This is a genomic window from Nocardiopsis salina YIM 90010 (genome assembly GCF_000341025.1).
Taxonomy (GTDB): domain Bacteria; phylum Actinomycetota; class Actinomycetes; order Streptosporangiales; family Streptosporangiaceae; genus Nocardiopsis; species Nocardiopsis salina.
Map to the genome: position 1 here is coordinate 10,089 of NZ_ANBF01000096.1, position 13,427 is coordinate 23,515.

Sequence of the window (13,427 nt, forward strand, 5' to 3'; positions counted from 1 at the left end):
CCTGTTCGGCGTCGGCCCCCTCGGCGGCGAGCTCACGCACGGTGGCCAGCGCCGTGGCCACGCGTGTGGCGGGTGCGGCGACGTCGCGGTCGACGAGGGTGAGGTCGCGGGGGTCGAGCAGGGCGTCGACGAGCAGCTGCGCGGAGGGCCGGTACCCCTCGTCGGTCTCCTCGGACCGGGCGCGATCGAGGTCGAGGCGGCGCAGGGCACGCAGGAGCCGCCGCAGGCCCACGGTGTCGGCCTCCCCGAACGGGCTGGTGAGGAGCTCGCGTGCGGCGGTGTCGTCGAGCTCTCCGGGGGCGAGTCCGTACCGGATCAGCGCCAGCAGGGGACGCACGAGCGGTTCGTCGGCCACCGGGAGGTCGTCGGCCCCCACCACCACGGGCACGGAGGCGGCGGTCAGGGCACGGCGCAGCACGGGCGTCTGGCGCACCGACGACCGCACGATCACGGCCATGCGCGACCATGGGACCCCGTCCACGAGGTGTGCTCTCCGCAGGGTGTCGGCGATGACGGCGGCCTCCTGCGCGGCATTGTCGGCCTGCAGGAGCTTGACGGTCCCGTCCGCGGTGTCCTCTCCCGGAACCAGGTCGCGGTGCTCGTTGACCTGGCCCGGGGCACCGCCGGCCACCGCGGGCAGGCGTCGGGCGACCGCACGCGAGGCCGCGAGCAGGCCGACCCCGCTGCGGCGGCAGGTGCGCAGGGCCACGACGTCGGCGTCCTCTCCGCGCGCGGTCGGGAAACGCTGCGGGAACTCGAGGATGCCGCGTACCTCGGCGCCGCGGAACCCATAGATGGACTGGTCCGGGTCGCCGACCGCCACGAGGTCGCGCCCGTTGCCGGCCAAGGCGCGCAGCATCTGTTCCTGGGCGGGGTCGGTGTCCTGGTACTCGTCGACGAACACGACCTCGTGGGCGTTGCGTTCACGTTCGCGCACCTGGGGGTCGGACAGCATGTCGGCGGCCACACGAACGAGCTCGGCGTAGTTGAGAGTGGGAACGGGCGCGATGTCGAAACGGCCGGTGTAACGCTCCAGGAACCCGGCGGCCGAGCGCCAGTCGTCGCGGTCGCGTTCGGTGCCGAGCAGGTCGAGGGAGGCGGGGTCGAGGCCGCGTTCCTGGGCGCGCATGAGGAAGTCCCGCAGTTCCTCGGCGAACCCGCGGGTGTCCAGGGCCGGGCGCAGGCGTTCGGGCCAGCCGTCGGCGCCGTCCTCGAGTTCGCCGCGCAGGAGTTCACGCACCTCCATGAGCTGTTCGGGCCCCGACAGCAGTCGCGGCGGATGATCGCCCATGCGCTGGAACTCGCGCCGGATCAGCGCGTACGCATAGCTGTGGAAGGTCATGGCCAGGGGTTCGCGGGTGGTCCGGCGCAGGCGCCCCGTGATGCGTTCGCGCAGTTCCTGGGCGGCCTTGCGCCCGAAGGTGAGCACCAGCACGCGGGAGGGGTCGATGCCGCGGTGGTCGATGCGGTCGACCACGGCCTCGACGATGGTGGTGGTCTTGCCCGTGCCCGGCCCCGCGAGGACCAGCAGTGGCCCGCCCTTGTGCTCGACGACCCGGCGCTGGTTCTCGTCCAGCACGGGCGGCGGCTGCACCTGGTGGGCGCGCCGCACGAGACGGTAAGGGGAGGAGTTCACGCACCCAGTTCATCAAAGGGCAAAGACCGTCTCTGCCATGACCCGGGACGAGGGCCTGCTTGGCGAACACCGATTACCTGCTGCGCGACGCCCCAGCGGCACTCTCGCTGCGTTCCCATCAGTCGACGGCGCAGCCGCCGACTCCTTCTTCCGCCTTGCGACAGCACCACTGGCTACGGAAGGCGTCCACCAAACAGGCCCTGTCCGCGCCCCGGGCACCGTTCAGGGCTCCTGCGGGCCGGCCCAGCGTGCCCTGCGCATGTCCACGCGGTCGCTGCGCGGGCGCAGGGGTGTGGCCTCCGCCGCGTAGTGAGAGAGCGCACGCACCTCGTGCCCGGGGGGCGGTCGGCCGTCGGCCCGCACGACGCGCCACCACGGCACAGCGCCGCCCCAGCCGGCCATGACCGCACCGACCTGGCGGGGACCGCCGCGTTCGAGGTACTCGGCGATGTCGCCGTAGCTCATGACGTGTCCGGAGGGGATGCGGTCGACCAGGTCGAGGACGGCCTGGCTGTATTCGTCGGGTTCCACCACGGGGGTCAGCCTAGACACCGGGACAGCGGTGGGGCCGCCCCGGAAGGAGCGGCCCCGTGTGCATCGCGTGCTCAGGCCGACTGCGGCATGTGATTGCCCCAGGCCAGTTCCGGGTCGCGCTTGACGTTGGCGCGGGCCGCCACGAGGCCGATGACCCCGAGGATGGCGATGACCGCGCCCAGGACCCATGCCGTCGCGGCCGCCGCCGTCGATCCGGTGAACGCCAACAGCCAAGGCAGGAGGAAGGCCAGCACACCGGCGCCCGCCACAGCGGCCTCGCTGGAGACCGCGCCGGGGCGAGTGATGGAGATTGTGGAGGCCATGATCGTGATGAGGCCCAGCACCATCATGAACCCGCCGGGGAACCCCAACAGGTAGTGCCAGGTCCAGCTCAGGGCCAGGGCGAGCCCTGCGGCGATCGCCGCCCAGTTGTCCCAACGTCCCCTTCTACGCATCGCGCCACCTCCCAGCAGCGGGCCACGACCGGTCGGTCCGGTGGCCTTCGAGGTGATTCGTACCCTTCGGCACACCCCACAAGACGCGCAGCGGCGCCCGGACCTGGGCCCGGGCGCCGCTGTGTGTGCTGCCGTGTCGGCCGCGCAGCGCGGCCGGAGCGCCTAGTACGTGGGCAGGCTGGTGTCGACCTGGTTGGCCCAGGCCAGCACACCGCCGCCGACGTGCACGGCGTCGGAGAAGCCGGCGGCCTTGACCGCGGCCAGGGCCTCGGCCGAACGCACACCCGACTTGCAGTGCAGGACGAGGCGCTTGTCCTGCGGGAGCTGCCCCAGGGCCTTGCCGTTGAGGAAGTCCCCCTTGGGGATCAGCGTCGCACCGGGAATGTTGACGATCTCGTACTCGTGCGGCTCCCGCACGTCCACGAGGTAGATGTCGTCGGGCTTGTTGTCGAGGAGGTCCTTGAGCTCGGGCGCCGTGATGGTGGAGTCGGCGGCCGCCTCGCTCGCCTCGTCCGACACGGTGCCGCAGAAAGCCTCGTAGTCGATGAGCTCGGTGACCGGCTCCGTGTCGGGGTCCTTGCGGACCTTGACCTCGCGCCACGTCATCTCGAGGGCGTCGAAGATCAGCAGACGGCCGACCAGCGGCTCACCGATACCGGTGATGAGCTTGATGGCCTCGTTGACCATGACCGACCCGATGGAGGCGCAGAGCACCCCCAGGACGCCGCCTTCGGCGCAGGACGGGACCATGCCGGGCGGCGGGGGCTCGGGGTAGAGGTCGCGGTACTGGGGACCGTGCTCGTTCCAGAACACGCTGACCTGGCCGTCGAAACGGAAGATCGAGCCCCAGACGTAGGGGATGTTCAGGATGACGCAGGCGTCATTGACCAGGTACCGGGTCGCGAAGTTGTCGGTCCCGTCGAGCACGAGGTCGTAGCCGCGGAAGACCTCCAGGGCGTTGTCCGACTCCAGGCGGTCCTGGTGCAGGACGACCTCGACGTTGGGGTTGACGTCCTTGATGCTGTCGCGCGCGGACTCGGCCTTCGGGCGGTCCACGTCGCTCTGGCCGTGGATGACCTGGCGCTGCAGATTGGACTCGTCGACGACGTCGAAGTCGATGATCCCGAGGGTGCCCACGCCCGCGGCGGCGAGGTAGAGCAGGGCCGGGGAGCCCAGACCGCCCGCGCCGACGACCAGGACCTTGGCGTTCTTGAGGCGCTTCTGCCCGTCCATACCCACGTCGGGGATGATGAGGTGGCGCGAGTAGCGGCGCACCTCGTCCACGGTCAGCTCGGCGGCTGGTTCGACCAGCGGCGGCAGCGACACGGTGACTCCTCAAAGTCTGTTGGTAGCTTCACACCGCCCGAATCCGAGAGGGACCACCGGGCGAGGGGGCGGGTCGCGAAGCGTGCTTGCACTTATACCCAACCTAACGGGTGGGGTATTCCATTCCCACCTCGGGGAGGTGTGGGGCACGGCGCCCGCACGCAGGACCGTCCCACTCGATCACAACCACCGCCTCCCCGGACTTCATTCCGAGGTGTTGACCCCCGAGGCAGGCAGGGAAGAGTAGTGTCCGCGAGAGCCGCGACACTAGGGAGGACCTCGTGAGCACCCACGAAGAGCCGGGCAAGCAGCAGCGGGATTCCGGCGGGGACCCCGCCGAGGCCGTCCCCGAAGCCGACTCCGCAGAGCAGAGCGCCGACGCAGCCCACGAGAGTGAGAGCGAGGACTGGCAGCAGCGGGTCGCCGACTCCCCGTTCTCCGAGGGTTCGGAGGCCGACGTGGTCGACCAGTCCATCGACGCCGGTGAGGACGAGGACGAACACCGCTGAACCACCGGACGCCGCTGGGCACGGTGTGAGGTCACCCTCAGAGCCGGCCTGCGCACACCCCCGGCCGGATCGTGCACCGCCCGTGCACGCGCGTTTCCGGCCGGTTCCCCCGTGCGCCTACGTCGGACGTCCCTGCCGACACCGAACCTACGCAGGAGTAGGATGTGAGGAAACTGTGCGACGCGTCACCGAACCCGGGGGCGCCGGGCAGTACTAGCCACGCAGATGTTCGGTATGGCGTGCATCTGCCATGCCGAGTTCGGAGGGTGTGGGTGTGACAGCTCCTTCAGACGCCCGCTCCCGGGGCACCCGCTTGCCCCGGGTCAGGCGCCGACGCCAGCTCCTGGCCGCGGCACAGGAGGTCTTCGTCGCCCGCGGGTACCACGCCGCGGCCATGGACGAGATCGCCGACCGCGCCGGGGTCAGCAAACCAGTGCTCTACCAGCACTTCCCAGGAAAACTGGAGCTCTACCTGGCCCTGCTCGAAGAGCACTCCGAGGCCCTGGTCGAGAAGCAGCGGGAGGCCCTGGAGAACACCGACGACAACGCCCAGCGCGTCGCCGCGAGCTTCCGTGCCTACTTCGACTTCGTCGCGGGCGACGGTGAGGCCTTCCGTCTCGTCTTCGAGTCCGATCTGCGCAACCTGCCCGCCGTGCGTGAGAAGAGCGAGCAGACGATGCAGCGCTGCGCCGAGCTCATCGGCGAGGTGATCCGCCAGGACACCAGTATCTCCGACGAGGAGTCGCACCTACTGAGCATCGGGTTGGTCGGCATGGCCGAGACCAGCGCCCGGTACTGGCTCAACAACCACGGCGCCGTACCCAAGGACGCCGCCGAGCAGCTGGTGGCCCGCCTTGCCTGGCGCGGCATCAGTGGCTGGGGGCTGCAGCGCGGCGCGGACGAGATGACAGGCGAGAGCCACGAGGGCGACGGCTCCGCCGACCACTGAACGAACCCCCGGACGACGGCGGCCAGGGCCACAGAGGCCCGGCCGCCGTCGTCTTTTTCCCCGGGGCAACGGCGCTCCCCCGGTCCGCGCCACCGGATTCCACCCCCATTCCTACGAACGGTCAATACCCGCCCAAGAATGACCCAAGGAACAGAATTGCCCCCGCGCCGACTGCGCGCAGGGATTCAATTCCCCTTCGTCGGGTATCGCCGGAATGAGAAGTACAGACTTCTCCGCGACGTATCCGCCCCGGCCCGCAGAGCCTCGGCGGAACAAGCGAATCGGGGGTGAACACGTATGGACATGGGTCAGGGCCTGACGAGCGCCTGGGAGGCGTTCGCCTCTTTCGTACCGTTGCTCATCGGCTTCCTGGTCGTCCTGGCACTGGGCTGGCTGATCTCGTGGCTCGTGGGCAAGGCCGTCTCCAAGGGCCTGCACGGGGTCGGCCTGGACCGTGCCCTGCACCGCGGGGGTGTGGGCGAATACTTCGAGCGCAGCCGCTGGGGCGCCAGTGAGCTCTGCGGCAAGATCATCTACTACGTGGGACTGTTGTTCACGTTCTCGTTCGCGTTCAACGTCTTCGGGCCGAACCCGGTGAGTACTCTGCTCAACCAGGTCATCGCCTGGATCCCGCAGGGCATCGTCGCGCTGGTGATCGTGGTGGTGACCGCGATGATCGCCAAGGCGGTGCGCAACGTCGTCTCCGGCGCTCTCGGCGGCCTGTCCTACGGCCGGATCCTCGCCAACGTGGCGGCCGTGTTCGTGCTCGCTCTGGGTGTCATCGCCGCGCTGAACCAGGCCGGTGTGGCCGAGGCGGTGACCGTCCCGGTCCTGGTGGCCGTACTCGCCACGCTCGGCGGCATCCTCGTCGTCGGTGCCGGCGGGGGGGTCNCGATGCAGGAGCGCTGGGCGCGTTGGCTGGACGTGGCCGAACGCGAGACCAGCCGGATGAACGAGGACTCCAGTTACCAGGCGGGCAAGGAAGCCGCGATGAGCCGACCGGGTGCCGAGCGCACCGGAACGGAGGAGAGCCGCGAAGGGGCCTCGGCCTCCGGGCGCGGACCCGAGTCCACACCGTGATCGACCTCGAACGCGGCCGCCGCCACCAGGCGGTTGCACACGACGAGGGCGGAACCGCGACGGTTCCGCCCTCGTTCACGTCTGTGGCCCGCGCCGGAACCCCGCCATGCCGCCGTGTCTACAGGAACTCCGAATCGCGCAGCTCCAGTTTGGACAGCTGCTCGATCCTGCGGAAGACCAGCACCCCGATCGCGGCGATGGTCAGCAGCCCCAGCCAGAACACGATGCTCGCGGGCCCGCTGAAGACCATGGAGACCAGCGCGATGACGCCGATGAGCACAAAAAGCGCGAAGTCGATGCGGTCCTGTTGGATCAGGACGCCGACCGGTGGACGCGCCGCCCCATGCCGACCGCTCCTCATTCGCATTCCTTTCTCGCGGCCTCAGGGCCGCTCCGCCGTTCGGCGGTGCCCCGATCCTCGTTTCTCCCGGACCGGTAACACCGAGGGTCCCACGTTGCATTCCGCAGGGCCCGTACAGCGGGCAGGGTGGACCGGGCGACCGCCCGATTCTCAGCGTACGCGCGACACCGGTTTTTCGCCGGGGAACAGGAAAAGGACCGGCAGCATCCGGGGCCCAACGGCATCGGTGGGCGGGGTCGGCGTCGTGGCTCACACCGTCCTGCGGACGTCACGACCCTAGCGGACGAAACCGCGCTCCTTCGCCAGGCGGCAGATGGCGAGGACGCGCAGGGTCTCCCAGTCGTAGTCGGCGGTCTCGGAGTCCCAGCCGCGCTCGAGGCAGCCGTCGAGGAAGCCGTGGAGGTAGGTACCGAGTGTGCGGGCGTTGATCTCGCTGCCGGCATCGGCGATGCCGTCGCACACCTCCGCGGTGTGCTGGTCCAGCTCAGCGCACATCCAGGGTTCGATCGGACCGTCCAGCGGACCGATCCGGTGGAAGTCTCGGGTGAGCCCGGCCAGCGGGTGGCGCACGGAGGTGCCGATGGGCATAGGGGTACCTACTAGTGATTGGTCTGAGGACGACGAGCGACCCCTACTGTACGTGGGGCCATCACCCGAACGTTACGAAAGTGTGCGAAATTACCCGTACTTGACCAAGCAGACCCCAAGCCCCGGTCAACTCAGTCGCTCAGGCCCATGGTCTCGAGCCGGGCGACGTGCCTGTCGGCGATGGAACCGAACAGGCGGGTCACACCCGCGAGATCGCCGATGCCGGCGTCGTCGCCGCCCCCGTCCTCGGCCAGCAGCGCGGCCAGGCGCGGGCGGGCCACGGCGACCTGCTGCGCCTGGCTCAGTGCTTCCCCGACCAGGCGGCGGGCCCACAGGGACAGGCGTCCTGCGAGGGCCGGGTCCTCCGCCACGGCCGCGCGCACGGTCTCGGAGATGAACGCGCCCCGGCTGTCCTCGGCGAGCACGGTCTCGACCAGCACGCTGGTGTCGGGGTCGGCGAGCTCGGCGACCTTGCGATAGAAGTCACCCGCGATCCCGTCGCCGACGTAGGTCTTGACCAGGCTCTCCACCCAACTCTGCGGCTCGGTGCGCGCGTGCCAGGAGTCCAGGGGCTCAACGAAGGGTGCCATGGCCTCCTCGGGCTCGGCCCCGACTTCGACGAGCCGCTCGCGCAGGCGCTCGTAACGACGCTGTTCCTCGGCCGCGAGCGAGGCGAGGCGACCCTTGTCCTTCAGGGTCGGCGCCAGTGCCGCATCGTCGGTGAGGCGGAAGAACGAGCCGAGTTCGGCGTAGGCGAGCAGACCGAGCAGGTCGGTCACGGCGGGGTCGACGGAGGGGCCTGGGTTCATGCCGCTCAGAGTATCGCCCGCCCTCGCCGGGACGGTAGCGGGGACTAAACGGGCGGCGCGCACGGTTGCACCGCGTGGAAGCGGGTACGGTCCCTGCCGTCCACGGGCCGGTGAACCGGCATGTCGAACGGTGGGGTCTGCGGCTAGACTCTGCGTGATGACGAGCGTGTGCAGACGTCGCGGCCACCTGCTCCGCCGAAGTACGGCGGCGACCGGGCCTCGTTCACGGCGCCACGCGCGACCGACCCACGACGGCCCGCCACGATCCCGCCCACGCGGGGCCGGTCGACCCCGACCACACACGACAGACCTGCGGATGGTTCCGGATCCGCGGCCGGGCACCCCCGCGCCGGCCGGGACCAGGAGGCAGCGCCACCGTGTCCGTGCGACGTCACGACGTCGTGACACCGGTGAGCCGCGCCCTCGCTCCGGCAGCAGACCGAATGCGACCGCACGCCGCGGCCACGCCGACGTTGCGGCCCGCCAAGATGGAGGCATGAGCCCTGAGCAGTACAGACGAGACCAACGAACCCCGGACCACCTTCCGTGATCTGGGTGTGAACACCGACCTCGCCGACGCCCTCGAAGCAGAGGGGATCGTCGAGCCCTTCCCCATCCAGGAACAGGCCCTGCCGATCGCACTCTCCGGCAGTGACATCATCGGCCAGGCCCGCACGGGCACCGGTAAGACCCTCGCCTTCGGGCTCCCCCTGCTCCAGTCGGTGCAGAAGGACCCGGGCACGTCCAAGCGCCCGCACGCGCTGATCGTGGTCCCCACCCGCGAACTCGCCATCCAGGTCGCCGCCGACCTCACCACGGCCGGCAAGCGCAGCGGCAGCAGGATCCTCACCGTCTACGGGGGCCGGTCCTACGAACCGCAGATCAACGGCCTCAAGGAGGGCACCGACGTCGTCGTCGGCACCCCGGGCCGCCTCCTCGACCTGGAGAACCAGAAGCACCTGCGTCTGGACGCGGTCTCGGCCGTGGTCCTGGACGAGGCCGACAAGATGCTCGACCTGGGTTTCCTCCCCGACATCGAACGCATCCTGACCAAGATCCCCGAGAAGCGCCAGACGATGCTGTTCTCGGCCACGATGCCGAGCGAGATCGTCACCCTCTCCCGGAACTACCTCACGCGTCCCACGCACGTGCGTGTGGGTGACGACGACGAGATCGACGGCAGCTCGATGCCGGGCCGCATCACCCAGCACGCGTTCCGCACGCACCAGATGGACAAGCCGGAGATGCTCGCCCGTCTGCTGCAGGCCGAGGGCCACGACCAGAGCATGGTCTTCTGCCAGACCAAGCGCGCCTGCGACCGGGTGGCCGGCGACCTGAAGTCCCGCGGATTCGCGGCCGCGGCGGTCCACGGCGACCTGGGGCAGAGCCAGCGCGAGCGGGCCCTGCGTGCGTTCCGCAACGGCAAGATCAACATCCTGGTCGCCACCGACGTGGCCGCCCGGGGTCTGGACGTGGACGACGTCACGCACGTGGTCAACTACGAGACACCCGAGGACGAGAAGACCTACACGCACCGCATCGGCCGTACGGGCCGCGCCGGCCGCAACGGGACCGCCGTCACGTTCGTGGACTGGCAGGAGATGCCGCGCTGGAAGCTGATCAACGGCGCTCTCGACCTCGGCCAGGCCGAACCGGAGGAGACCTACTCCACCTCGAAGCACTTCTTCGAGGCGCTGCGCATCCCCGAGGGGACCAAGGGCCGTCTGGCGGCCGACAAGCGCGGTGACCACGCCGGTCTGGAGGCCGAGGAGGTCGAGGACATCGGCGACACCGGCCAGCGGTCCGAGCGCAAGGACCGCGGCAACGAGCGCGGCAACGAGCGCGGGGGCGGGAACCGCCGCCGCGGCGGCGGCCGCAACCGTTCGCGCNCGGCGGTGCGTCGGCCGAGGCCTCCACCGAGGCCAAGGGCGAGAGCCGCTCCGAACAGCCGGAGAAGGGCTCCTCCGACGAGGGGGGAGCGCGCCGCGTGCGCCGTCGCCGTCGGACCCGCGGTGGTGTGCGAGCCGCCCGCCGGGACCCCGAGAACACCTGATCAGGGCCGTGCCGCGCCCGCTCCGAGGCGGGCGCCACGGCCGACGCAGATGTGTCACCCGCGGCCACGGTCGCGGGTCCGTTCTCCTCCGGGGACCGTCCCTGCTCCCGCGGTGCCCGCACGTACGGAGCCACGGTCACGAGCTCGCCTTCCCCGTGCCCCCGATCGTCTAGGGTGTCCCGACGTGAGTACACCCCAGTTCCTGACCCTGCCCCCGGGCGTCTTCCCCGTGGAGCTGTCGCTGCCGCACGGCCCGGTGGCTGCCCTGCGTGCGCTTCCCACCTCGGGCAGCAGCCCCGAGCTGTACCCCGCCGTGCTCGTGCACGGTTACACGGGGAGCAAGGAGGACTTCATCGCGCTCCTCCAGAGCCTGGCTCAGGTCGGCCGGGAAGTGGTCGCGATCGACCTGCCCGGCACCTACCGTTCCCCCGGTTTCGAGACCCTCTCCCCCGCACCCGGGACCCCGCGCCCCGACTACCGGCTGCCGTCGCTCGGCATGGTGGTCGCGGAGGTCTGCGAGCTCGTCGGCGCCGGCCGTCCGGTGCACCTGGTCGGCCACTCGATGGGCGGGCTGATCGCGCGCGAGACAGTCCTGTCCCAGAGCACGGAGCTGCACACCCTGACGCTGCTGTGCTCGGGCCCGGGCGCGCTCACCGGGCAGGCCGCCGCCCAGGTCCGCATGCTCATCGCCGCGCTCTCGGCCGTGGACCCGACCCCGGACCGCATGCGCGAGCTGTGGGAGGAGCACGTGGCCGAGGGCGTACGTGCGCGGATCACCGATCCGGAGGTCCGCGAGTTCCTGCGCGACCGCACGCTCTCCAGCAGCCCCGAGGCACTGTTGCACACGGCTGAGGACCTGTTGGGCGCCGCCGACCGCACCGAGGAGTTGGCCGGCGCCGGGGTCCCGGTACTGGTGCTCTACGGCGAGAACGACGACGGTTGGACCACCGGGGCACAGGAGGAGATGGCCGACCGGTTGGGCGCCGAACGCATCGTCGTACCCGGCGCGGGCCACTCCCCCAACGTCGAGGCCCCGGAGACGACCTCCTCCGCCCTGACCACGTTCTGGAACGACCGCGAGTCCGTCGGGCAGCGATGACCCCACCGCACACGAACGGCGCCGTGCCCCGCCCGGGAACGGGCGGGGCACGGCGCCGATGTCTGTGCAGGGGCCCGAGAGTCAGACCCAGGAGTCGAAGTTGCGGCCCTCGGCGGCCGCGGTGGTCGCCGGACCGCTGTCGGGGAGAAGGCGCGTCTCGGGCGGGAGGGAGAGCAGCTTCTCGCCGATGGAGGCGAGCTGCGTGGTGTAGTCGAGGTAGGTGTCGCCGACCATGCCGGGCTCACCGGAGCGGACGGTGTCACCGCTGAGAACGACACCCTTCTGGCTGATGTAGTAGCCGACGGTGCCGGTGGAGGTTCCGGGCAGGGCGAGCACGTCGATGTGCAGGTCGCCCACGTCCAGAGAGCCCTGGCCCTCGACCTCGATCTCGGGGCGGTGCTCGGCACCGTGGTAGCGGCGCCAGACGCGCATCTCGCGGGGGTGGAGGGCGATGGGGGCTTCGGCCTCCTCCGCCACGGCGATGGCGGAGGCGATGTGCGGGGAGTAGCCGTTGGTGCAGGCCACGAGGTAGATCTCGCGCTCGCCGACGGCCTCGAGGATCGCTTCGGAGTCGTACGCGGGGTCGATGACGATCACACCGTCCTCGTCGGCCTCGACGATCCAGGTGTTGGCGACCATCTCGAACTTCTCACCGTCGAACTCGAAGGTGCCGGCGGTGCGCACGCGGGTGATGCCCTCGCTGTCGGGGCCGGTCACGCCGGTCTCCTCGCCCTCGTCGGCGAAGACGTCGGTGGAGGCGGACTCCTCCTCGGCGGATTCCCCGGAACCCTTCTCTTCCTCGGAGTCCTTGCCACCGTCGGAGTCCTTCTCTTCCTCGGAGTCCTCGGCGGCCTCGTCGTCGGTGGCGGTCTCCTTCTCGTCCTCGGCCTTGTCGGCGCCGACCTTGCCCTCGGGCCTCTCGCCGCGGTCCTCGGACTCTGCCTCCTCGGCCTCTTCGACCTCCTCGGCCGACCCCACCGCCTCCGCAGCGGAACCGGTGGCCTCCTGGCCGTCCTTCTTCTTCGACTTCCGCTTCCAGAACACGGCTCAGACCTCTCGCATCGTCCGGGTACGGGTTTTCACGCTGCGACCCATTGTGGCGCGCCCGCGCAGTGGTCCGTACCGTACCGAACCGTCCGGTGCGGACCGCTCACCCCCGGATGAGGGAGGCCCCGGTCGCGGGGGCGACGAGGCGGTCGAAGGCCTCCGGATCGGTGGTGCAGCGCCCGAGGCGGCGGCCGGTCAGGGCCCCGTGGTCATCGCTGGAACCGGTGACCACCACCCCGAGGTCGTCGGCGACCCCGCGCCAGTACCGGGCCTCACGGCGATTGTGCGAGGGGTGGTCGGCCTCGATCCCACCGAGCCCGGCCGTGGCCATGCGCTCGACCAGCTCCAGGGGTACGGCGCCGTTGAGAGCGCCCTCGGCGCGACCGGGGTGGGCCAGGGAGCAGACGCCGCCCGCGCCGCGCACGAGTTCGACCGCGCGCACCGGGTCGATGGCGTACCGAGAGGCGTAGGCGGGCCCGCCCGAGCCGATCCACCGGTCGAAGGCGTCCTGCACGTCCCGGGCCGCACCGGCCTCGACGACGGCGCGTGCAAGATGCGGGCGGCCGATGGTGTTGGCGTCGGCGTACTCGTCCTTGCCTGCCCCGGCGATCTCCAGGACCCGCTCCCATTCGACCTCGACCCCGTGTGCCTGCAGCTTCTCGACCATCTCGCGGGCGCGGGAGGCGCGGTCGGACCGCACTCTGCGCAGTTCGGCGAGAAGCCCGGGGTCACCGGGGTCGAAGAGGTAGGACACGAGGTGCACGCTCGACCCGGCGTGGGCGCACGACAGCTCCATGCCGGGGACGAGGGCCAGACCGGGAGGCAGGTGGTCGGCGGCCTCCTCGACCCCGCCGACGGTGTCGTGGTCGGTCAGGGCGAGCACGTCCAAGCCGGCGGCGACCGCGTGGTCGACGACCTGGGCGGGGGTGTCGGTCCCGTCGGAGACAGAGCTGTGGGAGTGCAGGTCGATACGTGTCACCG

The 13,427-nt window shown here is 70.6% G+C and carries 12 protein-coding genes and 2 pseudogenes (1 of these 14 only partly in view); 5 read left to right on the forward strand and 9 right to left on the reverse strand.

From position 1 onward, the window contains the following. From D474_RS28280 to moeZ, 4 genes and pseudogenes are all read right to left on the reverse strand, one after another. Positions 1-1,612: pseudogene (locus D474_RS28280) on the reverse strand (ATP-dependent helicase) (it extends 1,486 nt beyond the left edge of the window). Positions 1,613-1,858: 246 nt separating this feature from the next. Then, positions 1,859-2,170 (reverse strand): MGMT family protein, encoded by a 312-nt coding sequence (locus tag D474_RS0110765; protein WP_017613586.1) that lies wholly within the window; start codon positions 2,168-2,170, stop codon positions 1,859-1,861. Positions 2,171-2,241: 71 nt separating this feature from the next. Then, positions 2,242-2,625 (reverse strand): SPW repeat domain-containing protein, encoded by a 384-nt coding sequence (locus D474_RS0110770; protein ID WP_017613587.1) that lies wholly within the window; start codon positions 2,623-2,625, stop codon positions 2,242-2,244. A gap of 162 nt (positions 2,626-2,787) precedes the next feature. After that, a complete protein-coding gene (gene moeZ, locus D474_RS0110775) occupies positions 2,788-3,951 on the reverse strand; it encodes an adenylyltransferase/sulfurtransferase MoeZ (RefSeq protein WP_017613588.1) in 1,164 nt (387 codons plus the stop codon). Positions 3,952-4,232: 281 nt separating this feature from the next. Here moeZ and D474_RS0110780 point away from each other — a divergent pair, with 281 nt between their 5' ends. The 3 genes from D474_RS0110780 to D474_RS0110790 all read left to right on the forward strand — a co-directional run bounded on the left by D474_RS0110780 (position 4,233) and on the right by D474_RS0110790 (position 6,489). Continuing rightward, positions 4,233-4,460 (forward strand): hypothetical protein, encoded by a 228-nt coding sequence (locus tag D474_RS0110780; protein WP_017613589.1) that lies wholly within the window; start codon positions 4,233-4,235, stop codon positions 4,458-4,460. A gap of 274 nt (positions 4,461-4,734) precedes the next feature. Continuing rightward, positions 4,735-5,409 carry a TetR/AcrR family transcriptional regulator gene (locus tag D474_RS28285; protein ID WP_083931791.1) on the forward strand — a complete coding sequence of 225 codons (675 nt, stop codon included), beginning with the start codon at positions 4,735-4,737 and terminating at the stop codon, positions 5,407-5,409. A gap of 297 nt (positions 5,410-5,706) precedes the next feature. Beyond that, on the forward strand, positions 5,707-6,489 hold the full coding sequence (locus tag D474_RS0110790) for a mechanosensitive ion channel family protein (RefSeq protein ID WP_017613591.1): 783 nt from the start codon (positions 5,707-5,709) through the stop codon (positions 6,487-6,489). Positions 6,490-6,607: 118 nt separating this feature from the next. On the opposite strand, the gene D474_RS0110795 is transcribed toward D474_RS0110790, so the two are convergent. The 3 genes from D474_RS0110795 to D474_RS0110805 form a co-directional block, all read right to left on the reverse strand. Beyond that, positions 6,608-6,850, reverse strand: coding sequence for a hypothetical protein (locus D474_RS0110795; RefSeq protein ID WP_017613592.1), 243 nt, complete (start codon positions 6,848-6,850; stop codon positions 6,608-6,610). Between the two features lie 276 nt (positions 6,851-7,126). Next, positions 7,127-7,438 (reverse strand): DUF6401 family natural product biosynthesis protein, encoded by a 312-nt coding sequence (locus D474_RS0110800; protein WP_017613593.1) that lies wholly within the window; start codon positions 7,436-7,438, stop codon positions 7,127-7,129. Between the two features lie 131 nt (positions 7,439-7,569). After that, positions 7,570-8,247 (reverse strand): ferritin-like fold-containing protein, encoded by a 678-nt coding sequence (locus D474_RS0110805; protein ID WP_017613594.1) that lies wholly within the window; start codon positions 8,245-8,247, stop codon positions 7,570-7,572. A 557-nt stretch (positions 8,248-8,804) separates the two neighbouring features. Between D474_RS0110805 and D474_RS28290 the strand changes: the two are divergent. Continuing rightward, positions 8,805-10,300: pseudogene (locus D474_RS28290) on the forward strand (DEAD/DEAH box helicase). A 184-nt stretch (positions 10,301-10,484) separates the two neighbouring features. Continuing rightward, positions 10,485-11,399, forward strand: a complete 915-nt coding sequence (locus D474_RS0110815; protein WP_026118367.1) for an alpha/beta fold hydrolase — start codon at positions 10,485-10,487, stop codon at positions 11,397-11,399. 81 nt (positions 11,400-11,480) lie between these two features. Here the strand turns inward: D474_RS0110815 and D474_RS0110820 are convergent, their stop codons facing one another. Together D474_RS0110820 and D474_RS0110825 are read right to left on the reverse strand one after the other, a co-directional pair. After that, positions 11,481-12,443, reverse strand: a complete 963-nt coding sequence (locus D474_RS0110820; RefSeq protein ID WP_017613595.1) for an MBL fold metallo-hydrolase — start codon at positions 12,441-12,443, stop codon at positions 11,481-11,483. Between the two features lie 106 nt (positions 12,444-12,549). Next, positions 12,550-13,425 (reverse strand): PHP domain-containing protein, encoded by an 876-nt coding sequence (locus D474_RS0110825; RefSeq protein WP_017613596.1) that lies wholly within the window; start codon positions 13,423-13,425, stop codon positions 12,550-12,552. Positions 13,426-13,427 lie beyond the last annotated feature (2 nt).

Coding starts and splice junctions, on each gene's coding strand:
- D474_RS0110800 (WP_017613593.1), bottom strand. CDS start 7,438: ATGCCCATCGGCACCTCCGTGCGCCACCCGCTGGCCGGGCTCACCCGA.
- D474_RS0110805 (WP_017613594.1), bottom strand. CDS start 8,247: ATGAACCCAGGCCCCTCCGTCGACCCCGCCGTGACCGACCTGCTCGGT.
- D474_RS0110770 (WP_017613587.1), bottom strand. CDS start 2,625: ATGCGTAGAAGGGGACGTTGGGACAACTGGGCGGCGATCGCCGCAGGG.
- D474_RS0110795 (WP_017613592.1), bottom strand. CDS start 6,850: ATGAGGAGCGGTCGGCATGGGGCGGCGCGTCCACCGGTCGGCGTCCTG.